This window comes from Streptomyces sp. NPDC057428, from assembly GCF_042803195.1.
Lineage (GTDB): Bacteria > Actinomycetota > Actinomycetes > Streptomycetales > Streptomycetaceae > Streptomyces.
In genome coordinates this window covers 1-23,666 of the sequence record NZ_JBHVCT010000093.1, presented here as the reverse complement: position 1 = coordinate 23,666, position 23,666 = coordinate 1, and the positions used below count along the sequence as shown (strand labels likewise).

The window sequence follows — 23,666 nt, the reverse complement described above, 5'->3', positions numbered from 1 at the left end:
CGGCTGGTGCTGATGGTGGAAGCCCTCTGGGAGCGCCGCTCCCGGAGGCAGCCTGAGCCAGGAATCCCCCTGCTTCAGCCCGGGGAGGATGTCAAAGCACCCCGAGTTCCCTGTCCGGCCGGCAGTACGGGCAGGCCATGACCCCGTCCTGGGTGAGCGCGCGCAGGGCCTGCTCCCGAGTCATGGCCTGTGTCCGCTTTCCGCCCATACCGCAGTCGCCCGTGTGGACGGCGTCCGCCTGGTTCCCGCCACCCGCGCGCAGCACCGACAGCTTCCAGCCGGGCGCAGGCGGCGGCAGGACGCGGGCCGCCCGGGCGGCCGAGGCCTCGCGCTCCTCCAGCTCGGCGATGGTCCGATCGGTTCGGCCGAGCTGATAGGCCTGCCACTCGCGCACGATCCGGAGGCGGTCCAGACGGGAAAGGTTATCGGACACGTATTCGATTCTATGCCCCCATGTTCCACCCTGCGCACTTCTTCCCCGTCGTGCGATCGGTCACTGTCTCCGGGCCGCACCGTGCTGTCGCGGCCCGTCCGAGGCCCGCCGGCGCCCGCTGCGCGGCCTCCGGCCCGCTGACGGCCTCTACTACCACGGCGTGTCTGCGACACTGGGTGAACCATGCCTAAGCCCGGAGAACTCACGTTTGTCGCGCCCCGCGGAGCCAAGCTGCCGCCGCGGCACCTCGCCGACCTCACACCCGACGAGCGCAAGGAAGCAGTCGCCGCGACCGGCGAGAAGGGCTTCCGTGCCAAGCAGCTGTCGCAGCACTACTTCACGCGGTTCACGCACGACCCGGCGGAGTGGACCAACATCCCGGCCGGTTCGCGGGACAAGCTCGCCGAGGCGATGTTCCCCGACCTGATGTCGGTGGTCCGCCACATCAGCTGCGACGACGACACCACCCGCAAGACGCTCTGGAAGCTGCACGACGGGACGCTCGTCGAGTCCGTCCTCATGCGGTATCCGGACCGGGTGACCATGTGCATCTCGTCGCAGGCCGGGTGCGGCATGAACTGCCCCTTCTGCGCGACCGGGCAGGCCGGTCTCGACCGGAACCTGTCGACCGCCGAGATCGTGCACCAGATCGTGGACGGCATGCGCGCGCTGCGCGACGGCGAGGTCCCGGGCGGACCGGCACGGCTGTCCAACATCGTGTTCATGGGCATGGGTGAGCCGCTGGCCAACTACAAGCGCGTGGTCGGGGCGATCCGGCGGCTGACGGACCCGGAGCCCGACGGCCTCGGGCTCTCGCAGCGCGGGATCACGGTGTCCACGGTCGGGCTGGTCCCCGCGATGCTGCGCTTCGCCGACGAGGGCTTCAAGTGCCGCCTCGCGGTGTCCCTGCACGCCCCGGACGACGAGCTGCGCGACACCCTCGTACCCGTGAACACCCGCTGGAAGGTACGCGAAGTCCTGGACGCCGCGTGGGAGTACGCGGAGAAGTCCGGCCGCCGCATCTCCATCGAGTACGCGCTGATCCGCGACATCAACGACCAGGCCTGGCGCGGTGACCGGCTGGGACGGCTGCTCAAGGGCAAGCGGGTCCACGTCAACCTCATCCCGTTGAACCCGACGCCGGGCTCCAAGTGGACCGCTTCGCGGCCCGAGGACGAGAAGGCGTTCGTGGAGGCCATCGCGGCTCACGGCGTGCCGGTCACCGTTCGGGACACCCGCGGCCAGGAGATCGACGGGGCCTGCGGGCAGCTGGCGGCCTCCGAGCGCTGAGAGAGACCGGCCGGGTCCGGCGGTGCCGGCCCGGTCCGCTCCGTCCGCCCGGTCCCGATCGTCCCGCCGGTGTAGCCTGGTTCGCGAATCAACTTCATATTCCGACAGGGGAGCGCCACAGCGCTGAGAGTGCGGCACCGAGGACAGGTCGGCCGCAGACCCTCTGAACCTCGCCCGGGTCATTCCGGGTAGGAAGTTCGGACCTTACTCAAGCTGTTGCGCCCTGCCCGCTCGCCGAGCGGGTGGGGCCGCGTCTCTTCCTGGTCATCTCCAGGAGGAATCACATGAACACCACCACGAAGTACGCGGCGACGGCACTCGCCGCCGCGCTCGGCGTGTCCGTGCTCGCGGGCTGCGGGAGTGACGACGACGGCGCTGCGGGAGCCGGGGGTTCCAAGACCGTCACGCTGGTCAGCCACGACTCCTTCAACGCCTCGGACACCGTCCTGAAGGCGTTCACGAAGGAGACCGGCTACAAGGTCAAGGTACTCAAGAGCGGTGACGCCGGAGCAGCGCTCAACCAGGAGATCCTGACCAAGGGGTCCCCGCGCGGCGACGTGTTCTTCGGCGCCGACAACACGCTGCTCTCCCGGGCCCTCGACAACGGCCTTTTCACACCGTACGAGGCGAAGGGCCTCGAACGCGTCGCGGCCGACACGCAGCTGGACGGCGACAAGCACCGGGTCACGCCCGTCGACACCGGCGACATCTGCGTCAACTACGACAAGAAGTACTTCGCCGACAGGAAGCTCGACCCGCCGCAGTCCTTCGACGACCTGCTGAAGCCCGAGTACAAGAACCTCCTCGTCACCGAGAACGCCGCGACCTCGTCGCCGGGTCTCGGCTTCCTCCTCGGCACCGTCGCCGCCCACGGCGAGACCGGCTACCAGGACTACTGGAAGCAGCTGAAGAGCAACGGCGTCAAGGTCGTCGACGGCTGGGAGCAGGCGTACAACGAGGAGTTCTCCGGCTCGGCCGGCGGGAAGAAGGCCAAGGCGGACCGGCCGCTCGTCGTCTCCTACGCCTCCAGCCCGCCCGTCGAGGTGCTGTACGCCGATCCGCAGCCTGCCGTGGCCCCCACCGGCGTCGCCACCGGTACGTGCTTCCGCCAGATCGAGTTCGCCGGCCTGTTGAACGGCGCGAAGAACGAGGCGGGCGGCAAGGCGCTGCTGGACTTCCTCATCAGCAAGCGGTTCCAGGAGGACATGCCGCTGAACATGTTCGTGAACCCGGTGGCGAAGGACGCGAAGCTGCCGGAGCTCTTCACGAAGTTCGGCGCCACCGTGGACAAGCCGGCGAGCGTGGCCCCGGAGAAGATCGCCAAGAACCGTGAGCAGTGGGTCCAGTCATGGTCCTCGCTCGTCGTAAGGTAGCCGCGCCTCCCGCGTGGCGGGGCAACGCGGTGCGGTTCGGGCTGATGGCCATGCCCGTCGCGTTCTTCGCGCTGTTCTTCGCCTACCCGGTCGCCGCGATCGTCGGCCGGGGGCTGAAGGCGGACGGCGTCTGGCAGTTCGGCCGGATCGGCACGGTGCTGAGCCGGCCCGCCATCCTGGACGTCCTCTGGTTCACGACCTGGCAGGCTCTCGCCTCGACGGCGCTGACCCTGCTGATCGCGCTGCCCGGCGCGTACGTCTTCGCCCGCTTCGACTTCCCGGGCAAGCAACTGCTTCGCGCCGTGGTGACGGTGCCGTTCGTCCTGCCGACCGTCGTGGTCGGCACGGCGTTCCTGGCACTGCTGGGGCGCGGGGGGTTCCTCGACGAGCTCTGGGGCGTACGGCTCGACACCACGGTGTGGGCGATCCTGCTCGCCCACGTGTTCTTCAACTACGCCGTCGTCGTACGGACAGTGGGCGGACTCTGGTCCCAGCTCGACCCCCGCCAGGAGGAGGCCGCCCGGGTGCTCGGGGCGGGACGTCTCGCCGCCTGGCGACGGGTGACCCTGCCCGCGCTGGCGCCCGCCGTGGCCGCCGCCGCGCTGATGGTCTTCCTCTTCACCTTCACCTCCTTCGGCGTCGTCCAGATCCTCGGCGGTCCGGCCTACTCCACCCTGGAGGTGGAGATCTACCGGCAGACCGCGCAGCTGCTCGATCTCCCGACGGCCGCCGTGCTCACCCTGGTGCAGTTCGCCGCGGTCGGCGGAATCCTCGCCGTCCACGCCCGGACCGTGCGCCGCAGGGAGACGGCGCTGAAGCTGGTCGACCCGGCGCAGACGTCCCGGCCTCCTCGCGGAGCGGGGCAGCGGGCCCTGCTGGGTGGTGTGCTGCTCAGCGTGCTTCTGCTCGTCCTGCTGCCGCTCGGCGTGCTGGTGGAACGCTCCCTGGACACCTCCGGCGGCTACGGATTCGCCTTCTACCGCGCGCTGCAGTCCGCCGACGCGAGCGGCTCGACCTTCCTCGTGCCGCCCCTCGACGCCATCGGGAACTCCCTGCGTTACGCGCTGGTGGCGACCGTCATCGCCCTCCTGATCGGTGGCCTCGCCGCCGCCGCACTGACCAGGCGGCGCGCGGGACGGCTGGTACGGGGCTTCGACGCACTGCTGATGCTGCCGCTCGGGGTGTCGGCGGTCACCGTCGGCTTCGGCTTCCTGATCACCCTTGACCGGCCGCCACTGGACCTGCGTACCTCCTGGATCCTGGTCCCGCTCGCCCAGGCACTGGTGGGCGTCCCCTTCGTCGTACGCATCATGCTGCCCGTCCTTCGCGCGGTGGACGACCGGCTGCGTGAGGCCGCGGCCGTGCTCGGTGCCTCGCCGCTGCGTGCGTGGCGCGAGGTCGACCTGCCCCTGATACGGCGGGCGGTGCTCGTGGCCGCGGGCTTCGCGTTCGCCGTGTCGCTCGGGGAGTTCGGCGCCACCGTGTTCATCGCCCGCCCGGACAACCCCACGCTGCCGGTCGCGGTGGCCAGGCTTCTGGGGCGCTCGGGCGAGCTCAACTACGGCCAGGCGATGGCCCTCAGCACGATCCTGATGCTCGTCTGCGCGGCCTCCCTGCTCGTGCTCGAACGAATCCGTACCGACCGATCCGGGGAGTTCTGAAGATGCTGGAAGTGGATTCGGCCACGGTCCGGTTCGGTGGACGGACCGCGCTCGACGCCGTGGACCTGGAGGTCGCCGACCACGAGATCGTCTGCGTGCTGGGGCCGAGCGGCAGCGGGAAGTCGACGCTGCTGCGAGCCGTGGCCGGGCTGCAGCCCCTGGACGCGGGGCGTGTGTTCCTGGACGGCGCCGACCAGGCCCCGCTGCCCGTCCACCGGCGTGGGCTCGGGCTGATGTTCCAGGACCACCAGCTGTTCCCGCACCGGGACGTCGGCGCGAACGTCGAGTTCGGGCTGCGGATGCACGGCGTCCCCCGCGCCGAGCGCGAGCGCAGGGCCGGGGAACTCCTGGACCTGGTCGGCCTGCCAGGCGCGGACCGCCGGGCCGTCGCCGCCTTGTCCGGCGGCGAGCAGCAGCGGGTGGCCCTCGCCCGGGCGCTGGCTCCCCGCCCCAGACTGCTGATGCTCGACGAGCCGCTGGGCCAGCTGGACCGCAGCCTGCGCGAACGCCTCGTCGTCGAACTGCGCGCCCTCTTCGGCCGGCTGGGCACCACGGTGCTCGCCGTCACCCACGACCAAGGCGAGGCCTTCGCCCTCGCCGACCGGGTCGTGGTCATGCGCGAGGGCGGGATCGCCCAGGAAGGCACCCCGCTGGAGGTCTGGCAGCGCCCCGCGTCCCCCTTCGTGGCCCGCTTCCTGGGCTTCGACAACCTGGTGGACGCGACGGTCACGGGTACGGCGGCCGACACCGTCTGGGGCAAGGTCCCGGTGCCCGAGGGATCACCCCAGGGCCGGTGCGAGCTGCTGGTCCGGCCCGGCGGGATCCGGCTCGGCGCACCGCGGGACGGCCTGCGCTGCACGGCGGGCGTACGCACCTTCCGGGGCCATCACGTCAGCGTCGTCCTGCACCCCGGAGAGGGGCCCGCCCTGGAGGCCGAGTGCTCCCTGCGGGACACCCCGGAAGAAGGGGCCGTGGTGGGAGTGACGTTCGACCCGGCCGAGACGGTGGTCCTGCCCGTGGCCGGATAGCGCGGCGCGTGGGCCGGCCACGCGGATACGGGCCGGGTACGTGGCATGACCGGCTGGCGGCCCGTCCCGGGCCGTGGTCCCCTGGTCGCACGGCCGTCCGGAAGGGGCAGGGACCATGACGCAGTCCGAGCGCGAGGGGATCGACATCACCCGGGTCGTCCAGGCGCCGCGGGACAGGGTCTTCGAGGCATGGACCGTCCCCGAGCACTTTGCCGTCTGGTACGGGGGCGACGCGCACGTGCCGCTGGACCAGGTGTCTATGGACGTGACCCCGGGCGGCTCGTGGAGCCTGGTCATCGTGGTCCCCGGGGTGGAGATGCCGTTCCACGGTGTGTACAAGGAGGTGTCCGCCCCGAAGCGGCTCGTCTTCACGCTGAAGGACAGCAGCGCGCCGGCGGAAGCCGAGGGCGAGACCGTCACGGTCACCCTCACCGAGAAGAGCGGAGGGACCACCGAGATGGTCTTCCGGCAGCGAGGGGGCAACCTCACCCCCGAGCAGTACGCCGCGGCCGAGGACGGCTGGGAAGCCTTCTTCGACGCCCTGGACGCGAAGCTCGCCGCCGCCCGCTGACGGCGTCCCGGCCGGGCGCCTGCCGGGGATCACCCCGCAGTGGCGCCGTCGGTCAGCCGGGCCAGCGCACCGGCGGCCTCGTCGACGGAGTCGACGAGCGCGATGCGCGATTCCATCGGCCGGTCCGCCGCCAGGGCCCGCAGCAGCGGCCAGGCGGGCAGCCTCTCCGTCCAGTGCGCGCGGTTCACCAGCACCATGGGCGTGGGCGCCGACCGGGACTCGTAGTAGTTCGGTGTCGCGTTGTCGAAGATCTCCTGCACCGTTCCGGCGGCGCCGGGCAGGAAGATCACGCCGGCGTTCGAGCGGGCCAGCAGGCCGTCCTCGCGCACGGCGTTCGCGAAGTACTTGGCGATGTGGTCCGCGAAGGCGTTCGGCGGCTCGTGGCCGTAGAACCAGGTGGGTACCGCGACCGACGAACCGCCGTCGGGCCAGCGCTCGCGGACGGCGAACGCCGCCGAGGCCCAGTCGGTGACCGAGGGGCTGAACGAAGGTGCGGCGGTGAGGAGTTCGCACGCCTTGAGCAGCATCGCGTCGGAGTGCGGGGCGGCGTAGGCGCCGAGGTTGGCAGCCTCCATGGCGCCAGGGCCGCCGCCCGTCGCCACGGTCAGCCCGCTGCGGGCCAGCTCCCGGCCGAGCAGGGCGGCGCCGTGGTACTCGGCGGAGCCGCGTGCCATCGCGTGCCCGCCCATGACGCCGACCACCCGGGCGCCGGCGAGGTGTTCGTCCAGCGCGTCGGAGACGGCGTCGTCGTGGAGGGCCCGCAGCATCGACGCGAAGACGTCGCCGTTCGACCTGGTCAGCTGGAACCAGCTGTACGCCCTGGCGTCCGGCGTCGACGCGTAACCGCCCTCTGCCAGGCCCTCGTAGAGCGCGTCCGGGGTGTAGAGCAGCCCGCGGTAGGGGTCGAAGGGCAGACCGGGCACCGGGGGAAAGACGAAGGCCCCGTCCGCCCGTATCTTCGCCTCCGCGCGCGGCGCGATACGGCAGCCGAGGAACACCGCGCCGCGCGTGTCCGTCGTGAGCAGCGCGTCGCCCCGCTCCGTCAGGTCGACGGACTGGACACGGTGCCCGGCCAGGGCTCCGGCCGCGACCGCCCGGTCGAACGCGGCGAGCGCCTCGATCTCGATGCCGGGTGCGTACGTACTCTCGTCCGAATTTTCCACGTGGCCATGCTACGTACGGCGACGGCGGAGGACGTCACTCCGTCAGAGGAAGTGCCGCCAGCTCCGCGATCGCCCAGGTCAGCGGGGTGAAGACGGCGAGCAGCACCAGCGCCCGCAGGGCGGCGGCACTGCGGAGCGCGGAGGCGGAGGCGCCGAGCCGCAGCAGGGTCCCGGCCGCACGGGTGCGGGCCTGCCTGGCCTCCAGTGCCGAGGTCAGGAGGGTCGCGGTGGTGCAGCCGACGACGAGGATCGCACCGAGCGCGGTGAGCGGTCCGATGGGCCGCGGCCCGCCGGTGTAAAGCACCGAGGCGGCGAACACCCCGGACACCACCGCGCAGAGGACGCCCAGCGGGCGGCCGATCCGGGTCGCCTCGTCCATCAGGACCCGGCCCGCCAGCAGCCGTACGGCCCCGGGGCGCACGGCCTGGAGCAGCCGCCCGCACAGATGGGTGAGACCGGGGCCCGCCATGGCCAGGCCGACCGCCGTGAGGACCCAGCCCGCCAGCACGGCCGCAGGAGTGGAGTCGAGCCGGCCGGGCAGCGGGAAGGGGCTGCCGGCCGAGCCCCGGCTCGCGTAGGCCTCGACCGCGAGACCGGCCGCGGTGAGTGCCACGCCCCACGGCAGGCCCGTCGGCGCGGCCGAGGGCGCGAGCTCCTCCTCGGCCTCCTGGGCCTCCGACGGCGCGACCGGCCTGGCGCGTACCGCGAGCCCGCCCGCCGCCGACGAGGCCAGGGGAGCCAGGGCCAGCAGCATGACGACCGCGGCGAGCGGCAGAGAGGTGCCCGCGCCCAGGAAATCGGCGGCCCCGCCGTCGAACGGCAGTCCCGTGAGGTCCCCGCGCAGATGCAGGAAGAAGAGCAGTGCCACCGCCGATCCCAGCGTCGTGGACACGGCGGTGGAGACCGCCGCCAGCGCCGCCAGGCGGACCGGGCCGAGACCCGCGGCGAAGAGCCCGGGGCGCGGTCGGGTGCTCGGATCGGTACGTGCCACGGCGACGGCGAACTGCACCGTCGCGGCCAGCGGTACGGCGCACCACAGCAGCCGCATGACGGAGCTCGCCGCGTCCGCCGGGTGCCCGGAGGCGTATCCGAGGGTGCACAGGAGCAGGAATCCGACCCCGGCCGACGCGGCGGCGAGGATCAGACGCCGCATCAGGACCAGGGGGTGCGATCCTCGGGTCAGACGGAGAGCGAGCACGCCGAGCGGCCTTCCGGGTCGGACGCGGCGGGCAGGGCGGGTGTGGTGACGCGGCGGCCGTCCAGCAGTGCGACCACGCGGTCGGCGAGGGAGGCGACCTCCGAGTCGTGGGTGGCGAGGACGACGGTGATGCCGTGCGACCGTGCCGCCGTGGTCAGGGTGCGCAGGAGCTGTGCGCGTTCGGCGCGGTGCAGGGACGCCGTCGGCTCATCGGCGAAGATCACCGAAGGTGAGGCCGTCAACGCGCGGGCCACCGAGATCCGCTGGCGCTGCGACTGGAGCAGCGCGTGCGGACGCGTCTTGGCGAGGGGGCCGATGTCCAGCCGCTCCAGCCACTCGGCGGCCGCCTTCTTCGCGGCCCGGTGCGAAACGCCCCGCAGCAGCAGGGGGAGGGCGGCGTTCTCCCAGGTGGTCAGTTCGGGGACGAGCTGCGGTTCGGCGCCGATCCAGCCGAAGCGCTCGCGGCGCAACTGCTCGCGCACCCTGGGGCCCATGGTGTGCACGGGGGTGCTGTTGAACCACACCTCGCCCTGCTCGGGCACCAACTGGCCGGACAGGCAGTGCAGCAGGGTGGTCTTCCCGCTCCCGCGCGGGCCGGTGACCGCGAGGATCTCACCGTCACGGACCCCGACGGACACACCGGACAGCCCCGGGGAGCCGTTGTGGGAGTGGTGCAGGGAACGTCCCCAGATCACGTCGTTGTCGGGCGGGGCCACCATGGCGTACACCTCGGTTCGGATCAGATTTCCCGTTCCCTCGTACGGGGGAACGAAGGCAAGGCCGATCGGTTACTCGGCACGCTAGGCAGCCGGACCGGGGTGTCGGGACAGCACACGGCCCGGATGCGCCCCTTCTCACTCGAACGGGTGCATTCGGGCCGTGTAGACCGTATGAAATGACTTTCGGGGCGGGTGTTCTCCGGTGGGGCCGGAGCGTCGGTCAGAGCTTCGCCCACGCCTCCGTGAGGACATTGCGCAGAATGCCCTCGATCTCGTCGAAGGTCGACCGGTCGGAGATCAGCGGCGGCGCGAGCTGGACGACCGGGTCGCCCCGGTCGTCGGCCCGGCAGTAGAGGCCGTTCTCGTACAGCGCCTTGGAGAGGAAGCCGTACAGGACGCGCTCGGTCTCCTCGTCGGTGAACGTCTCCTTGGTGGCCTTGTCCTTCACCAGCTCGATGCCGTAGAAGAATCCGTTGCCCCGGACGTCCCCGACGATGGGCAGGTCGTGCAGCTTCTGCAGCGTCGTCAGGAACGCGTTCTCGTTGTCCAGGACGTGCTGGTTCAGGTTCTCGCGCTCGAAGATGTCGAGGTTGGCGAGACCGACCGCGGCGGAGACCGGGTGGCCGCCGAACGTGTAACCGTGCAGGAAGGTGTTGTCGCCCCGGTAGAACGGCTCTGCCAGGCGGTCCGAGATGATGCAGGCGCCGATGGGGGAGTAGCCCGAGGTCATGCCCTTGGCACAGGTGATCATGTCCGGGACGTAGCCGAACTTGTCGCAGGCGAACATCGTGCCGAGGCGGCCGAAGGCGCAGATGACCTCGTCGGAGACGAGCAGCACGTCGTGCCGGTCGCAGATCTCCCGCACCCGCTGGAAGTAGCCGGGCGGGGGCGGGAAGCAGCCGCCGGCGTTCTGCACGGGCTCCAGGAAGACCGCGGCGACGGTGTCGGGGCCCTCGAAGAGGATCTCCTGCTCTATCTGGTCGGCGGCCCAGCGGCCGAAGGCCTCCGGGTCGTCGCCGAAGAGCGGCGCACGGTAGATGTTGGTGTTCGCCACCTTGCGCGCGCCGGGCACCAGCGGCTCGAAGGGGGCCTTGAGGGCGGGGAGCCCGGTGATGGACAGGGCGCCCTGCGGGGTGCCGTGGTAGGCGACCGCGCGCGAGATGACCTTGTACTTGGTCGGCTTGCCCTGGAGCTTGAAGTACTGCTTGGCCAGCTTCCAGGCGGTCTCGACCGCCTCGCCGCCGCCGGTGGTGAAGAAGACCTTGTTGAGGTCGCCGGGGGCGTGGTGGGCGAGCCGTTCAGCCAGCTCGACGGCCTTGGGGTGGGCGTAGGACCACACCGGGAAGAAGGCCAGTTCCTGGGCCTGCTTGTACGCCGTCTCGGCGAGCTCGTGGCGGCCGTGTCCGGCGTTGACCACGAAGAGGCCGGAGAGGCCGTCGATGTAGCGCTTGCCCTTGTCGTCGTAGATGTAGGTGCCCTCGCCACGCACGATGGTGGGGACGGGCGCGCTCTCGTAGTCCGACATGCGGGTGAAGTGCATCCACAGGTGGTCGTACGCGGTACGGCTGAGGTCCTTGCTCACGGCTATCGGGTTCCCCACATATAGGTCTGCTTCTTGAGCTTGAGGTAGACGAAGCTTTCGGTGGAGCGCACCCCGGGTATGGCCCGGACGCGTTTGTTGATCGTCTCCAGCAGGTGGTCGTCGTCCTCGCAGACGATCTCCACCACCAGGTCGAAGGAGCCCGCGGTCATCACCACGTACTCGCACTCGGCCATGGCCGACAGGGCTTCGGCCACCGGGTCGAGGTCGCCCTCGACGTTGATGCCCACCATCGCCTGACGCCGCAGGCCCACGGTGAGCGGGTCCGTGACGGCGACGATCTGCATCACGCCCTGGTCGAGCAGCTTCTGGACACGCTGTCGTACGGCTGCCTCGGAGAGGCCCACGGCCTTGCCGATCGCGGCGTAGGGACGGCGTCCGTCCTCCTGGAGCTGCTCGATGATCGCGAGGGACACGGCGTCGACCGCTGGTGACGGTCCGCTCCCGTTCCTGGAGTCTGTGCTACGGCTGGCCACACCTCCACTCTGCACCGCTGGTCGTCTGTCTGGCAAGCGTGAAGCGATGAAATGCGTTGTCTGAGTGCTCGAATCTCACTGAATCCGAAGTTCACGGTGGTTGGGTATGTCGAAAGCGTCACCACACGGTTTAGGGTGGAAGTCTCACCCATCGGACAGCCGAACAGGAGGGGTGGTTGTGACCACCGAGGTGCGCCGCCTGCGCAACTACATCAACGGAGAGTTCCGGGACGCCGCGGACGGGCGGACCATCGACGTGGTCAGCCCGGTGACGGAAGAGGTCTACGCGACCTCCCCCCTCTCGGGGCAGGCCGATGTCGATGCCGCCATGGACGCCGCCGCCGCCGCGTTCCCCGCGTGGCGTGACGTCACGCCCGCCGAGCGCCAGAAGGCCCTGCTGAAGATCGCGGACGCGTTCGAGGACCGGGCGGAGGACCTCATCGCGGCCGAGTCGGAGAACACCGGCAAGCCGCTGGAACTCACCCGCACCGAAGAGATCCCGCCGATGGTGGACCAGATCCGCTTCTTCGCGGGCGCGGCCCGGCTGCTCGAAGGCCGCTCCGCCGGCGAGTACATGGAGGGCCTCACCTCCATCGTCCGCCGCGAGCCCGTCGGCGTGTGCGCCCAGGTCGCCCCGTGGAACTACCCGATGATGATGGCCGTGTGGAAGTTCGCCCCGGCTCTCGCCGCGGGCAACACCGTCGTCATCAAGCCGTCCGACACCACGCCGGCGTCGACCGTGCTGATCGCCGAGATCATCGGGCAGATCCTGCCCAAGGGCGTCTTCAACGTCATCTGCGGCGACCGCGAGACGGGCCGTGCGATGGTCGAGCACCCGGCCCCGGCCATGGCGTCCATCACCGGCTCGGTACGGGCCGGCATGCAGGTGGCGGAGTCCGCGGCCAAGGACGTCAAGCGCGTCCACCTGGAGCTCGGCGGCAAGGCCCCGGTCGTCGTCTTCGAGGACGCCGACATCGCCAAGGCCGTCGAAGGCATCTCCGTCGCGGGCTACTTCAACGCCGGCCAGGACTGTACGGCCGCGACCCGCGTCCTGGTCCACGAATCCGTCCATGACGAGTTCGTCACCGCGCTGGCCAAGGCGGCGGCCGACACCAAGACCGGCATGCCGGACGACGAGGACGTGCTCTACGGCCCGCTCAACAACGCCAACCAGTTCGCCCAGGTCAGCGGCTTCATCGAGCGCCTCCCGGCGCACGCCAAGGTCGAGGCCGGCGGCCACCGGGTCGGCGAGAAGGGCTACTTCTACGCCGCGACCGTCGTGTCCGGGCTCCAGCAGGACGACGAGATCATCCAGCACGAGGTCTTCGGTCCCGTCATCACCGTGCAGTCCTTCAGCGACGAGACGCAGGCGGTCGAGTACGCCAACGGCGTCGAGTACGCGCTGGCCTCCTCGGTGTGGACCAAGGACCACTCCCGCGCGATGCGGATGTCCAAGAACCTCGACTTCGGCTGCGTGTGGATCAACACCCACATCCCGCTGGTGGCCGAGATGCCGCACGGCGGGTTCAAGAAGTCCGGCTACGGCAAGGACCTCTCGGCGTACGGCTTCGAGGACTACACCCGCATCAAGCACGTCATGACCTCGCTCGACGGCTGAGTGGCGGCGCCTTCGAGGGGCGGCGCCCGAACCGACGGCCCCGGGCTCAGGCCCGGGGCCGTTCAGGCGTTCACGGGATCCGCTGATGTGCGCTCCGCCCGGGCGATCGCCTGCCCGTAGCCGCGCGCATGGACAGCGTGCGCGCAACGGCCCCACTCCGCTAAATGGTTGGCCCATTGCCCGGCGCGCCGACGGCCCGACGTGCTGGGCGGGTGCGCTCGATTCCGGACCACCTGATGTCCCGCCAGCCCTCGCGCACCGGGGAGGGGTGCGTCGGCCCACCCCAACTTTTGAACGTGTTCATGATGGGCGTACGCTGCCAGTCATGAGCGAGCGAGCGCTGTCGCGGCGCATACGCGTGTGGCTGGTCGTCTTCATCGTCTGCCTGGTGCTGAGCGGACTGACCGCCTTTCCCCTGGTGCATGAACTCCGTTGGGCCGAGGACCTTCTGACCTCCTCGGCCTCTCCCTTCCCCGAACACCTGCCGGCCCTCACCGAGTGGATCACCCGGGTGCGGACCGGCCTCGACGAGGCCGACGCGAAGTACCCCTTCGTGCTCTACGGCACCGACTGGCTGGCCTTCGCCCACCTGGTCATCGCCGTCGCCTTCTACGGGCCCTATCGCGACCCGGTCCGCAACATCTGGGTGATCGAGTTCGGCATGATCGCGTGCGCGGGGATCATTCCGCTGGCACTGATCTGCGGACCCATCCGGGACATCCCCCTCTGGTGGACGGTCATCGACATGTCCTTCGGAGTCTTCGGTGTCATCCCGCTGCTGGTCGTCCGGCGCATGATCAAGCGACTGGAGGCGATGGGGGACGCGCCCACCCTCACGCAGCCCGCCCCGTTGACGGCCTGACTCACTGCACCGACTATGATGCCGGATCGATCAAGTGCGCTCACGAGAGGCCGAGTTGGCGAGTTCGGCGCGTAGGGTGCCGATGCGGTTGGTCGTGATCGAGTCAGCGCCGCACGCGATCAGCCGGCGCATCGTGCGCCGGGTGTCCGCAGTCCAGGCGGAGACCAGCAGCCCGTCGCGGTGGACCCGGTCGGCGATCTCACGGCTGAGCAGACCGAACCGGTAGTTCAGCCAGCGCGGCCGCACCGCGCCGAGCAGCACGGGGCGCGGGGGCGCGAGCGTCGTCCAGGTCAGCGCGATCTCGGCCGACGGATCAGCGGCGCGCACACGCAGCATCGCGTGGGTGTCCGCGCAGTAATACACCCTCTCGTCCGCCCCGCACTCGCGGACCGTGCCCACCGTCCTGCGTACGGACACGTCGGTCGAGCCGGGGAGATCGACCATGATCCGGCAGGTACCGGCGGCGGACAGTGCCTCGTCCAAAGTGGGCACCCCGCCGCCGGTCCGCTCGACCAGCTGCTTGTGGTCCAGTCGGTCGACGCGGACGTCGTGGCCCCACAAGCGCTCCAGCGTGGCGTCGTGGAGCAGGACCGGCACCCCGTCCCGCGTGACACGGACGTCGATCTCGACCGCGTCCGCACCCCGTTCCACGGCGGACCGGATCGAGGGCAGGGTGTTCTCGCGGGCACGGTAGGGATCGCCGCGGTGGGCCACGGCGGTGACGGTGGTGGTCATGGGGCCATTGTGACCGTGAGGTTCACCGGCCGGGAGCGTCCAGCCAGTTCGTCGTGTACGTGTCGATCTCGGTGGCGAGCGTCCGCTTGCCCGCCGCGTCCAGGTACGACGCCTCGACGGCGTTCTTCGCCAGCGCCGCCACCCCGCGCTCGTCCAGGGAGAGCAGCCTGGCAGCGACCGCGTACTCGTTGTTGAGATCGGTGCCGAACATGGGCGGGTCGTCGCTGTTGACGGTGACGAGCACGCCGGCCTGGACCATCTCCCTGATCGGGTGCCGTTCGATGTCGGCCACCGCGCGCGTGGCGATGTTTGACGTCGGACAGACCTCCAGGGCGATCCGGTGCTCGGCGAGGTGGGCCAGCAGCTGCGGATCCTGCGTGGAGCTGGTGCCGTGGCCGATGCGCTCCGCGCGCAGCGCGGTCAGCGCGTCCCAGACGGTCTGCGGGCCCGTGGTCTCCCCGGCGTGCGGCACCGAGTGCAGGCCCTCGGCGATCGCGCGGTCGAAGTACGGCTTGAACTGCGGGCGGTCCACGCCGACCTCGGGCCCGCCCAGACCGAAGGAGACGAGCCCCTCCGGCCGCAGGTCCACGGCCAGCCGGGCCGTCTCCTCCGCCGCCTCCAGGCCTGCCTCGCCCGGGATGTCGAAGCACCAGCGCAGGACGACGCCGAGCTCGGCCTCGGCGGCCTTGCGCGCGTCCTCGATGGCCTCCATGAAGCCCTGCTCGGGGATGCCCCGGCGGGTCGAGCTGAACGGCGTGACGGTCAGCTCCGCGTACCGGATGTTCTGCCGCGCCATGTCACGGGCCACCTCGAAGGTCAGCAGCCGGACGTCCTCCGGGGTGCGGATCAGGTCCACCACCGAGAGGTAGACGTCGATGAAGTGCCCGAAGTCGGTGAACGTGAAGAAGTCCGACAGTGCCTCCGGGTCCGTGGGGACCTTGGAGTCGGGATGGTGGGCCGCCAGTTCGGCCACGATGCGGGGCGAGGCGGAGCCGACGTGGTGGACGTGGAGCTCTGCCTTGGGCAGCCCCGCGATGAAGGGGCGCAGGTCGTTCATCGGAATCTCCCGGATCTCGTTTTCCCGCCGGGCACACCGGCTGCACCGATCATCGTAGGCGGGGCCGTGCGGACCGGTGCCGGGTCGTAGCATGGCGGGATCACGATGGGGGAGGCCCATGTCAGACAACACACAGCAGCCCGCGGGCGGGGGCGCGCCGCGCGATCCGTGGGCTCCGCCGGACAGCAGGGTCGATCTGGGGAAGTCCGCGGAGCCACGCCCGCCGGCGGTGCACGACCAGCCCACGGTCACGTCCATGCCGGGCGTGGACGCGGGTACCGGGCCGATACCGGCGCCGCAGGCCGGAGCCTTCGGTCCGCAGCAGACCGGCGTGCCCGCGCCGCCGATCGCGCCGACCGGACCGGGGCAGCCCGCACAGTACGGCTACCCGGCGGCACCTGCCGCGCCCGCGGCGTCGTACGGCTATCCGGGATACCCCGGATACGGGGCACAGCCCCAGTCCTGGGGAGCTCCGGCACCCGCGAACGGCCTGGGTATCGCCGCGATGGTGCTCGGCATCATCGCGGTGGTCGGCTTCTGCATGTGGGGGCTCGGCATCATCCTGGGCATCCTCGCGCTGATCTTCGGAATCATCGGCCGGGGCCGCGCCAAGCGAGGAGAGGCGACCAACGGGGGCATGGCCCTCGCGGGGATCATCCTCGGGTCGGTCTCGATCGTCATCAGCGCCGTCTTCCTCGGCTTCCTGATCTGGGCCATCGCCAACGACGAGTCGGGCAGCGAGTTCGACTACGACGACCCGTACGCCACATCACTGGTCGTCGGCGCCACACGCTGACCCTCGCGGGGCGCGCGCCCTGCCGGGGGGACGGCAGACGCCCCGGCCCGGGCGGGGAGGACCATCTCCCCGCCCGGGCCGCCGCGTGTCACCCCGCGCGCAGCTGTGACCGCGCCTCCATGAGCGCGAAGCCCAGCAGATTCAGTCCCTGCCAGGACGCCGGGTCCGCGGTGCGTGGATCGTCCTTGGCGAGCCCGATGCCCCATATCCGGTCCAGCGGGCTCGTCTCGACGAGCACCCGCTCCCCGGTGCCCAGCAAGTACGCCCGCAGCGCGGGGTCCTGGCCGAACTTGTGGACGCTTCCCTCCACCACCAGGCCGAACCGCTCCCGGGTCCAGACCGTCTGGTCGAAACCCCTGACCAGCCTGCCCACCTTCTTCGCGGCCGCCGGGCTGCCCGCTTCCACGGCCTGCCGCTCCGCCTCCGCGTCCCCGAAGAGCCTCGCCTTGCCCGCCATCATCCAGTGCTCGGCGGAGGCGTAGGTCACGGAGCCGACCGTGAAGGGTGAGGGCCACCACTGGCTGAGACAGCCCGTCCCGAGTGTGCCGTCCGCGCGGGGCCGATGCCCCCAGAAGGGCAGGTACTTCACGCGTTCACCGCGTGCCGTGCGCGCCAGGAGGTCGTCCATGTGTTCCTGTCCCATGGCAGCCGAGTCTGACATCCGCCACTGACAGTCGGTATGGGGATTTCCGTGTTCACGCGACACATCGTCGACAGATTCCGTCGCGTAACCAAAAGGAAACAACGGAATCACTTGTTGGTAGAGGTCCCCTCTGTCAGGATCGGCACTCAATTCGAGAAGAAGCTACGCCGCCCCTGGTCAGGGGGGTGGCGGAGGAGAGCGTCATGGGCAACGGCTTCCAGGTGCAGGACCGCTTCGCCGAGGGTGCGCAGTACATCGGCGGACGGCCGCGAGCAGGCACGTCGGGGCGCCACCAGGAGGTGGTGAACCCGGCCACGGGCGAGACGGTGTGCCGGTACGAACTGGCCGGCCCCGAAGACGTCGACGCCGCCGTGGACGCCGCCCGCGTGGCGTTCCCCGGCTGGTCGGGAACCACCCCGGCCGAGCGCTCGGACGCTCTTCACCGATTCGCCGCCGTACTCGCCGCGCGGGCCGAGGACTTCGCGTACGCCGAATCCCTGCAGTGCGGCAAGCCGCTCAAGCTGTCCACCGAGTTCGACGTGCCCGGGACGGTGGACAACACCTCGTTCTTCGCGGGCGCCGCCCGCCACCTGGAGGGAAGGTCCGCGGCCGAGTACAGCGGCGACCACACCTCGTACGTACGCCGGGAGGCCATCGGGGTCGTCGGGTCGATCGCCCCGTGGAACTACCCGCTCCAGATGGCAGCCTGGAAGATCCTCCCGGCCGTCGCGGCGGGCAACACGATCGTGCTCAAGCCCGCCGAGATCACGCCGCTCACCTCGGTGATGTTCGCGCAGGCGGCCACGGAGGCGGGGATCCCCGACGGTGTGATCAACATCGTGTCCGGCGCCGGCCGCGACGCGGGGGAGCACCTCGTCGGACACCCCGACGTCGTGATGACCTCCTTCACCGGGTCCACCGCGGTCGGCAGGCGGGTGGCCGAGATCGCCACGGCCACCGTCAAGCGCCTGCACCTCGAACTGGGCGGCAAGGCGCCGTTCCTCGTGTTCGACGACGCCGACCTCGACGCCGCGGTGAACGGCGCGGTCGCCGCCTCGCTCATCAACACCGGCCAGGACTGCACGGCCGCCACCCGCGCCTACGTCCAGCGCCCCCTGTACGACGCGTTCGTGGCGGGCGTCGCGGCGCTGATGGAGACCGTGCGGCTCGGTGACCCCTTCGCCCCGTCGACCGACCTCGGCCCGCTGATCAGCCACCAGCAGCGCGACCGGGTGGCGGGCTTCGTCGAGCGGGCCCGTGCCTACGCCACCGTCGTCACAGGCGGCGAGGCCCCGGGCGGCGAACTCGCCGCGGGCGCCTACTACCGGCCCACCCTGATCACCGGCGCCGCCCAGGACAGCGAGGTCGTCCGCTCGGAGATCTTCGGCCCGGTCCTCGTGGTGCTGCCCTTCGACACCGACGACGAGGGAATCCGCCTCGCCAACGACACCCCGTACGGCCTCGCCGCGTCCGCCTGGAGCCGCGACCTGTACCGGGCGAACCGCGCGACCCGCGAGATCGCGGCGGGCTGCGTGTGGATCAACGACCACATCCCGATCATCAGCGAGATGCCGCACGGCGGATACAAGGCCAGTGGCTTCGGCAAGGACATGTCGTCGTACTCCTTCGAGGAGTACACGCAGGTCAAGCACGTCATGTACGACAACACCGCGGTGGCCAGGAAGGACTGGCACCGCACCGTCTTCGGGGACCGATAGCAAGCGGCCGCCACCAGGCGGCCCCACCCACCCGGAAGGGCAACGCGTATGGAGCAGTACGAGCCCGAGCGCCTCTCCGCGCCCCAGCTTGCCGCCGTGAGGCGCAGCCTCAGAAACGGCAGGGGAGCCCTTACCCGCCGTTCCCTCCTCCGAGCATCCGGCATGGGCGCCCTCGCGCTCGGCGGCCTCGGCACGCTGAGCGCGTGCGGCATCCCACCCGCGAAGCGGGAGGGGGACACGGCGGCGGCCTCGGACGACCACTCGGCAGCGGAGAAACAGATCAACTTCTCCAACTGGACCGAGTACATGGACGTCAGCGAGGACGAGAAGCGCCGTCCGACCCTGGACGCGTTCACGAAACGCACCGGGATCAAGGTCAAGTACACCGAGGACATCAACGACAACGTCGAGTTCTTCGGGAAGATCAAGCCGCAGCTCGCCGCGGGCCAGGACACCGGGCGCGACCTCGTCATCGTCACGGACTGGCTCGCCGCCCGCATCATCCGGCTCGGCTGGGCGCAGAAGCTCGACGCCTCCAACCTGCCGCACGCGTTCGCGAACCTCTCGCCCCAGTTCCGTACTCCCGACTGGGACCCGGGGCGGGCCTACTCCTACCCCTGGACCGGCATCCCGACGGTCATCGCCTACAACCAGAAGGCGACCGGCGGCCGCAAGGTCGACTCCATCACGCAACTGCTCGACGATCCCAAGCTCAAGGGGAAGGTCTCCTTCCTCTCGGAGATGCGCGACTCGGTCGGCATGACGCTCCTCGACATGGGCAAGGACCCCGGGTCCTTCGGCGACGCCGACTACGACGCCGCCATCGGCCGCATACAGAAGGGCGTCGACAGGAAGCAGATACGCCGCTTCACCGGCAACGACTACACCGCCGACCTCAGCAAGGGCGACATCGCGGCCTGTGTGGCCTGGGCAGGCGACATCATCCAGTTGCAGGCCGACAACCCGGACATCAAGTTCGCGATACCGGCGGCCGGTTACATCACGTCGAGCGACAACATGCTGGTCCCGGCCAGGGCGCGGCACAAGACCAACGCCGAGAAGCTCATGGACTACTACTACGAACCCCCGGTGGCCGCCCAGCTCGCCGCGTACATCAACTACGTCTGCCCGGTCGACGGGGTCGCCGCTGAGCTCGCGAAGATCGACGAGGCGATGGCCTCCAGCACGCTGATCCTGCCCGACAAGGCGATGGCCGCGAAGTCGCGGTCCTTCCGCTCCCTCAGCTCGGAAGAAGAGACGGCGTACGAGGAGAAGTTCGCCAAGCTCATCGGCGCCTGACCGCCCGCCCCCTCCCGATCTCCCCCGACACCACTGGGACCGCGACCCATGACACAGCAGCAGACGGCGGGCGGCGATGTCCGCCTCACCGGGATCAGCAAGACGTACGGCTCCTTCACCGCCGTGCACCCCCTCGACCTGACCGTCCCGCAGGGCTCCTTCTTCGCGCTCCTCGGCGCTTCCGGCTGCGGCAAGACCACCACCCTGCGGATGATCGCGGGGCTGGAGGAGGCCACCACCGGCACCGTCACCCTGGGCGGCCGCGACATCACGGCGCTCCCCCCGTACAAGAGGCCCGTCAACACCGTCTTCCAGAGCTACGCGCTCTTCCCGCACCTCGACGTCACCGAGAACGTGGCCTTCGGCCTGCGGCGGCGCGGCGTGAAGGCCGTGAGGAAGCAGGTCGGCGAGATGCTCGACCTCGTCCAGCTGGGCGACTTCGCCCACCGGCGACCGCACCAGCTCTCCGGCGGCCAGCAACAGCGCGTCGCCGTGGCCCGCGCCCTCATCAACCACCCCCAGGTACTCCTCCTGGACGAGCCGCTCGGCGCCCTCGACCTCAAGCTGCGGCGCCAGATGCAGCTCGAACTCAAGCGGATCCAGACCGAGGTGGGCATCACCTTCGTGCACGTCACCCACGACCAGGAGGAGGCCATGACGATGGCCGACACCGTCGCGGTCATGAACGGCGGCCGGGTGGAACAGCTCGGCGCCCCCGCCGATCTCTACGAGAACCCCAGGACCACCTTCGTGGCGAACTTCCTCGGGACCTCCAACCTCATCGAGGGCGAGATCGTCTCCACCAGCACGGAGATCGTCGTCTCCGCGGGCGGCGGCAAGCTCCGGCTGCCCGGATCGCGGTGTCAGGCCCCGGCCACGAGCGGCGGCAGGCTGCTCCTCGGCATCCGCCCCGAGAAGATCTCCCTCGCACGCGCCGAGGACGCCGGAGCCGAAGCCGAGGGCCGCAACCGCGTCGCCGGACGCATAACCGACTCCAGCTTCATCGGAGTCAGCACCCAGTACGTCGTCGAGAGCCCGGCGGGCGAGGCGCTGCACGTCTACGAGCAGAACGTCGAGCACCGCGCCGGCCTCGCCCCGGGCGCCGAGGTCGTCCTGCACTGGAACCCGGACCACACCTTCGGTCTGGACGCCGCCCAGGACATAGCCGCCGGCGTGGAAAGCGTGGAGGACGCGGCGTGAGCGTCACCGAGGCGCCACCGGCGCGGACCACCGAGCCGGAGATCCGCAAGCCGTCCGCCCGCAAGCGGCTCGTGCCCTACTGGCTGCTGCTCCCCGGCATCCTGTGGCTGCTCGTGTTCTTCGCCCTGCCGATGGTCTACCAGGCGTCGACCTCCGTGCAGACCGGCTCCCTGGAGAAGGGGTTCCAGGTCACCTGGCACTTCCAGACGTACTGGGACGCCCTCACCGACTACTACCCGCAGTTCATCAGGTCCCTGCTGTACGCCGGCACCGCCACGCTCCTGTGCCTGCTGCTCGGCTACCCGCTCGCGTATCTGATCGCCTTCAAGGCGGGGCGCTGGCGCAACCTCGTCCTCGTGCTGGTCATCGCGCCGTTCTTCACCAGCTTCCTGATCCGCACGCTCGCCTGGAAGACGATCCTGGCCGACGGCGGCGCCGTCGTGGACCTCCTCGGCACCCTGCACGTCCTCGACGTCACCAGCTGGCTCGGCTGGACGGAGAACAACCGCGTCCTGGCCACCCCCATGGCCGTCGTCTGCGGTCTGACGTACAACTTCCTGCCGTTCATGATCCTTCCGCTCTACACTTCTCTGGACCGGATCGACGGCCGGCTCCACGAGGCCGCGGGCGACCTCTACGCCGCCCCCGCCACCACCTTCCGCGAGGTGACGCTCCCGCTGTCGATGCCCGGGGTCGTCTCCGGCACGCTGCTGACCTTCATCCCGGCGAGCGGCGACTACGTCAACGCGGAACTCCTCGGCTCCACCGACACCAAGATGGTCGGCAGCGTCATCCAGACCCAGTTCCTGCGGGTCCTGGACTATCCGACGGCGGCCGCCCTCTCCTTCATCCTGATGGCGGTCGTGCTCCTCGTGGTCACCGTCTACATCCGCCGCTCCGGTACGGAGGACCTCGTCTGATGCCCGTAGTCCGATGGATCCGCCGGAACCTGGTCGTACTCGCCGGTCTGCTGACGCTCGCGTACATGATCCTGCCGAACGCCGTCGTCATGGTCTTCTCCTTCAACAAGCCGAACGGACGCTTCAACTACGCCTGGCAGCGGTTCTCCCTGGACGCCTGGAAGGACCCCTGCGGCGTCGCCGACCTCTGCGGTTCGCTCTCGCTCTCGCTGCGCATCGCCGTCTGGGCCACAGCCGGCGCGACCGTGCTCGGCACGATGATCGCCTTCGCCCTGGTCCGCTACCGCTTCCGGGCACGCGGCGCGATCAACTCGCTGATCTTCCTGCCGATGGCCATGCCCGAAGTCGTCATGGCCGCCTCGCTCCTCACGCTCTTCCTCAACCTCGGGGCCCAGCTCGGGTTCTGGACCGTGCTGATCGCCCACATCATGTTCTGCCTCAGCTTCGTCGTCACGGCGGTCAAGGCGCGTGTGATGTCGATGGACCCGAGGCTGGAGGAGGCCGCCCGCGATCTGTACGCCGGCCCCGTCCAGACCTTCGTACGCGTGACCCTGCCCATCGCCGCTCCCGGGATCGCCGCGGGAGCCCTGCTGGCCTTCGCTCTCTCCTTCGACGACTTCATCATCACCAACTTCAACGCGGGCTCCACGGTGACCTTCCCCATGTTCGTCTGGGGATCGGCCCAGCGTGGGACGCCTGTGCAGATCAACGTCATCGGTACGGCCATGTTCGTCATCTCCGTGGCGGTGGTTCTCGCCGGCCAGCTCATATCGAACCGGCGGAAGAGCAATGCGGGAAGATAGAAGAACCCGAAGGAGTTGGAAACCATGGCCCCGGACGCCATGCGTGCTGCCGCACGATCACTCTCCGACGCACGCCCCCTGTCCTTCTGGCTCGACGACCCGGGAAGGCCCCCGGCACTCGCCGCCCTCACCGGGGACGAGCGCTGCGATCTCCTCGTCGTCGGTGGCGGGTACAGCGGCCTGTGGACCGCCCTGCTCGCCAAGGAGCGGGACCCCGGGCGTGATGTCGTCCTCATCGAGGGCGACGAGGTGGGCTGGGCCGCCTCGGGCCGCAACGGCGGGTTCTGTGCGGCGTCCCTGACCCACGGCCTCGCCAACGGACTGGAGCGCTGGCCGGGCGAGATCGGGAAACTGGAGGAGCTGGGCGCGCGGAACCTCGATGCCATCGAGGCGGCCGTCGCCCGTTACTCCATCCCTGATCTTGCGTGGGTATCCCCGGCTTCAGCCGGGGAGGGAAACGCATCCCGAGACCGGAGGCGCGCAGCGCCGGAGCTCTTTGCGCC

The 23,666-nt window shown here is 70.2% G+C and carries 23 protein-coding genes and 1 riboswitch; of the genes, 14 read left to right on the top strand and 9 right to left on the bottom strand.

Annotated features, from left to right (window positions below; genetic code table 11):
• Positions 1–91 precede the first annotated feature (91 nt).
• Positions 92–433, bottom strand: a complete 342-nt coding sequence (locus ACFU5K_RS26650) for a DUF6233 domain-containing protein (protein ID WP_384066065.1) — start codon at positions 431–433, stop codon at positions 92–94.
• 183 nt (positions 434–616) lie between these two features.
• On the opposite strand from ACFU5K_RS26650, the gene rlmN reads away from it, so the two are divergent.
• From rlmN to ACFU5K_RS26625, 5 genes are all read left to right on the top strand, one after another.
• Positions 617–1,723: a 23S rRNA (adenine(2503)-C(2))-methyltransferase RlmN gene (gene rlmN, locus ACFU5K_RS26645; RefSeq protein ID WP_384066063.1), complete on the top strand. Its 1,107-nt coding sequence runs from the start codon at positions 617–619 to the stop codon at positions 1,721–1,723.
• 96 nt (positions 1,724–1,819) lie between these two features.
• A riboswitch (TPP riboswitch) is annotated at positions 1,820–1,936 on the top strand.
• A 71-nt stretch (positions 1,937–2,007) separates the two neighbouring features.
• On the top strand, positions 2,008–3,096 hold the full coding sequence (locus tag ACFU5K_RS26640; RefSeq protein ID WP_384066060.1) for a thiamine ABC transporter substrate binding subunit: 1,089 nt from the start codon (positions 2,008–2,010) through the stop codon (positions 3,094–3,096).
• A gap of 44 nt (positions 3,097–3,140) precedes the next feature.
• Complete coding sequence (locus ACFU5K_RS26635) at positions 3,141–4,757, top strand: ABC transporter permease (protein WP_384066069.1); 1,617 nt, start codon at positions 3,141–3,143, stop codon at positions 4,755–4,757.
• 2 nt (positions 4,758–4,759) lie between these two features.
• On the top strand, positions 4,760–5,785 hold the full coding sequence (locus ACFU5K_RS26630; protein WP_384066058.1) for an ABC transporter ATP-binding protein: 1,026 nt from the start codon (positions 4,760–4,762) through the stop codon (positions 5,783–5,785).
• A 115-nt stretch (positions 5,786–5,900) separates the two neighbouring features.
• The gene (locus ACFU5K_RS26625) at positions 5,901–6,356 is read left to right on the top strand and encodes an SRPBCC domain-containing protein (RefSeq protein WP_384066056.1); all 456 of its coding nucleotides are present in this window, start codon (positions 5,901–5,903) and stop codon (positions 6,354–6,356) included.
• Between the two features lie 29 nt (positions 6,357–6,385).
• Here the strand turns inward: ACFU5K_RS26625 and ACFU5K_RS26620 are convergent, their stop codons facing one another.
• The 5 genes from ACFU5K_RS26620 to ACFU5K_RS26600 all read right to left on the bottom strand — a co-directional run bounded on the left by ACFU5K_RS26620 (position 6,386) and on the right by ACFU5K_RS26600 (position 11,512).
• Positions 6,386–7,519 carry an LOG family protein gene (locus ACFU5K_RS26620; protein ID WP_384066054.1) on the bottom strand — a complete coding sequence of 378 codons (1,134 nt, stop codon included), beginning with the start codon at positions 7,517–7,519 and terminating at the stop codon, positions 6,386–6,388.
• Between the two features lie 34 nt (positions 7,520–7,553).
• Positions 7,554–8,717 carry a hypothetical protein gene (locus tag ACFU5K_RS26615; protein ID WP_384066052.1) on the bottom strand — a complete coding sequence of 388 codons (1,164 nt, stop codon included), beginning with the start codon at positions 8,715–8,717 and terminating at the stop codon, positions 7,554–7,556.
• Complete coding sequence (locus ACFU5K_RS26610; RefSeq protein WP_384066050.1) at positions 8,699–9,436, bottom strand: ABC transporter ATP-binding protein; 738 nt, start codon at positions 9,434–9,436, stop codon at positions 8,699–8,701. Before ACFU5K_RS26610 ends, ACFU5K_RS26615 begins: the two co-directional genes overlap by 19 nt.
• 220 nt (positions 9,437–9,656) lie before the next feature.
• A complete protein-coding gene (locus ACFU5K_RS26605; RefSeq protein WP_384066048.1) occupies positions 9,657–11,036 on the bottom strand; it encodes an aspartate aminotransferase family protein in 1,380 nt (459 codons plus the stop codon).
• On the bottom strand, positions 11,021–11,512 hold the full coding sequence (locus tag ACFU5K_RS26600) for an Lrp/AsnC family transcriptional regulator (RefSeq protein WP_384066046.1): 492 nt from the start codon (positions 11,510–11,512) through the stop codon (positions 11,021–11,023). The genes ACFU5K_RS26605 and ACFU5K_RS26600 overlap by 16 nt, the downstream gene beginning before the upstream one ends.
• Positions 11,513–11,690: 178 nt before the next feature.
• On the opposite strand from ACFU5K_RS26600, the gene ACFU5K_RS26595 reads away from it, so the two are divergent.
• On the top strand, positions 11,691–13,130 hold the full coding sequence (locus tag ACFU5K_RS26595) for a gamma-aminobutyraldehyde dehydrogenase (protein WP_384066044.1): 1,440 nt from the start codon (positions 11,691–11,693) through the stop codon (positions 13,128–13,130).
• 325 nt (positions 13,131–13,455) lie between these two features.
• A complete protein-coding gene (locus tag ACFU5K_RS26590) occupies positions 13,456–13,992 on the top strand; it encodes a hypothetical protein (RefSeq protein WP_384066042.1) in 537 nt (178 codons plus the stop codon).
• 30 nt (positions 13,993–14,022) lie between these two features.
• Here ACFU5K_RS26590 and ACFU5K_RS26585 read toward each other — a convergent pair whose 3' ends face one another.
• Together ACFU5K_RS26585 and ACFU5K_RS26580 are read right to left on the bottom strand one after the other, a co-directional pair.
• On the bottom strand, positions 14,023–14,727 hold the full coding sequence (locus ACFU5K_RS26585; protein WP_384066040.1) for a glycerophosphodiester phosphodiesterase: 705 nt from the start codon (positions 14,725–14,727) through the stop codon (positions 14,023–14,025).
• 22 nt (positions 14,728–14,749) lie between these two features.
• The gene (locus ACFU5K_RS26580; RefSeq protein WP_384066038.1) at positions 14,750–15,784 is read right to left on the bottom strand and encodes an adenosine deaminase; all 1,035 of its coding nucleotides are present in this window, start codon (positions 15,782–15,784) and stop codon (positions 14,750–14,752) included.
• A gap of 118 nt (positions 15,785–15,902) precedes the next feature.
• On the opposite strand from ACFU5K_RS26580, the gene ACFU5K_RS26575 reads away from it, so the two are divergent.
• Complete coding sequence (locus ACFU5K_RS26575) at positions 15,903–16,580, top strand: DUF4190 domain-containing protein (RefSeq protein ID WP_384066036.1); 678 nt, start codon at positions 15,903–15,905, stop codon at positions 16,578–16,580.
• A gap of 88 nt (positions 16,581–16,668) precedes the next feature.
• Here the strand turns inward: ACFU5K_RS26575 and ACFU5K_RS26570 are convergent, their stop codons facing one another.
• Positions 16,669–17,208, bottom strand: coding sequence for an NADAR family protein (locus ACFU5K_RS26570; protein WP_384066067.1), 540 nt, complete (start codon positions 17,206–17,208; stop codon positions 16,669–16,671).
• Between the two features lie 218 nt (positions 17,209–17,426).
• On the opposite strand from ACFU5K_RS26570, the gene ACFU5K_RS26565 reads away from it, so the two are divergent.
• From ACFU5K_RS26565 to ACFU5K_RS26540, 6 genes are all read left to right on the top strand, one after another.
• On the top strand, positions 17,427–18,941 hold the full coding sequence (locus ACFU5K_RS26565; RefSeq protein ID WP_384066034.1) for a gamma-aminobutyraldehyde dehydrogenase: 1,515 nt from the start codon (positions 17,427–17,429) through the stop codon (positions 18,939–18,941).
• 48 nt (positions 18,942–18,989) lie between these two features.
• Complete coding sequence (locus ACFU5K_RS26560) at positions 18,990–20,240, top strand: spermidine/putrescine ABC transporter substrate-binding protein (protein ID WP_384066032.1); 1,251 nt, start codon at positions 18,990–18,992, stop codon at positions 20,238–20,240.
• A gap of 48 nt (positions 20,241–20,288) precedes the next feature.
• Positions 20,289–21,440, top strand: a complete 1,152-nt coding sequence (locus ACFU5K_RS26555) for an ABC transporter ATP-binding protein (RefSeq protein WP_384066031.1) — start codon at positions 20,289–20,291, stop codon at positions 21,438–21,440.
• Complete coding sequence (locus ACFU5K_RS26550; RefSeq protein ID WP_384066028.1) at positions 21,437–22,360, top strand: ABC transporter permease; 924 nt, start codon at positions 21,437–21,439, stop codon at positions 22,358–22,360. Before ACFU5K_RS26555 ends, ACFU5K_RS26550 begins: the two co-directional genes overlap by 4 nt.
• On the top strand, positions 22,360–23,163 hold the full coding sequence (locus ACFU5K_RS26545) for an ABC transporter permease (RefSeq protein ID WP_384066026.1): 804 nt from the start codon (positions 22,360–22,362) through the stop codon (positions 23,161–23,163). The genes ACFU5K_RS26550 and ACFU5K_RS26545 overlap by 1 nt, the downstream gene beginning before the upstream one ends.
• 24 nt (positions 23,164–23,187) lie before the next feature.
• Positions 23,188–23,666, top strand: a 479-nt coding sequence (locus ACFU5K_RS26540; protein ID WP_384066024.1) for an FAD-dependent oxidoreductase, incomplete at its 3' end; no start/stop codon positions are given.

What these genes read in the sequence shown, in the direction of transcription:
- ACFU5K_RS26555 (WP_384066031.1), top strand. Translation starts at nt 20,289, where the DNA reads ATGACACAGCAGCAGACGGCGGGCGGCGATGTCCGCCTCACCGGGATC.
- ACFU5K_RS26590 (WP_384066042.1), top strand. Translation starts at nt 13,456, where the DNA reads ATGAGCGAGCGAGCGCTGTCGCGGCGCATACGCGTGTGGCTGGTCGTC.
- ACFU5K_RS26630 (WP_384066058.1), top strand. Translation starts at nt 4,760, where the DNA reads ATGCTGGAAGTGGATTCGGCCACGGTCCGGTTCGGTGGACGGACCGCG.
- ACFU5K_RS26585 (WP_384066040.1), bottom strand. Translation starts at nt 14,727, where the DNA reads ATGACCACCACCGTCACCGCCGTGGCCCACCGCGGCGATCCCTACCGT.
- ACFU5K_RS26570 (WP_384066067.1), bottom strand. Translation starts at nt 17,208, where the DNA reads ATGGACGACCTCCTGGCGCGCACGGCACGCGGTGAACGCGTGAAGTAC.
- ACFU5K_RS26635 (WP_384066069.1), top strand. Translation starts at nt 3,141, where the DNA reads ATGGCCATGCCCGTCGCGTTCTTCGCGCTGTTCTTCGCCTACCCGGTC.
- ACFU5K_RS26560 (WP_384066032.1), top strand. Translation starts at nt 18,990, where the DNA reads ATGGAGCAGTACGAGCCCGAGCGCCTCTCCGCGCCCCAGCTTGCCGCC.
- ACFU5K_RS26625 (WP_384066056.1), top strand. Translation starts at nt 5,901, where the DNA reads ATGACGCAGTCCGAGCGCGAGGGGATCGACATCACCCGGGTCGTCCAG.
- ACFU5K_RS26640 (WP_384066060.1), top strand. Translation starts at nt 2,008, where the DNA reads ATGAACACCACCACGAAGTACGCGGCGACGGCACTCGCCGCCGCGCTC.
- ACFU5K_RS26565 (WP_384066034.1), top strand. Translation starts at nt 17,427, where the DNA reads ATGGGCAACGGCTTCCAGGTGCAGGACCGCTTCGCCGAGGGTGCGCAG.
- ACFU5K_RS26610 (WP_384066050.1), bottom strand. Translation starts at nt 9,436, where the DNA reads ATGGTGGCCCCGCCCGACAACGACGTGATCTGGGGACGTTCCCTGCAC.
- ACFU5K_RS26545 (WP_384066026.1), top strand. Translation starts at nt 22,360, where the DNA reads ATGCCCGTAGTCCGATGGATCCGCCGGAACCTGGTCGTACTCGCCGGT.
- rlmN (WP_384066063.1), top strand. Translation starts at nt 617, where the DNA reads ATGCCTAAGCCCGGAGAACTCACGTTTGTCGCGCCCCGCGGAGCCAAG.
- ACFU5K_RS26575 (WP_384066036.1), top strand. Translation starts at nt 15,903, where the DNA reads ATGTCAGACAACACACAGCAGCCCGCGGGCGGGGGCGCGCCGCGCGAT.
- ACFU5K_RS26580 (WP_384066038.1), bottom strand. Translation starts at nt 15,784, where the DNA reads ATGAACGACCTGCGCCCCTTCATCGCGGGGCTGCCCAAGGCAGAGCTC.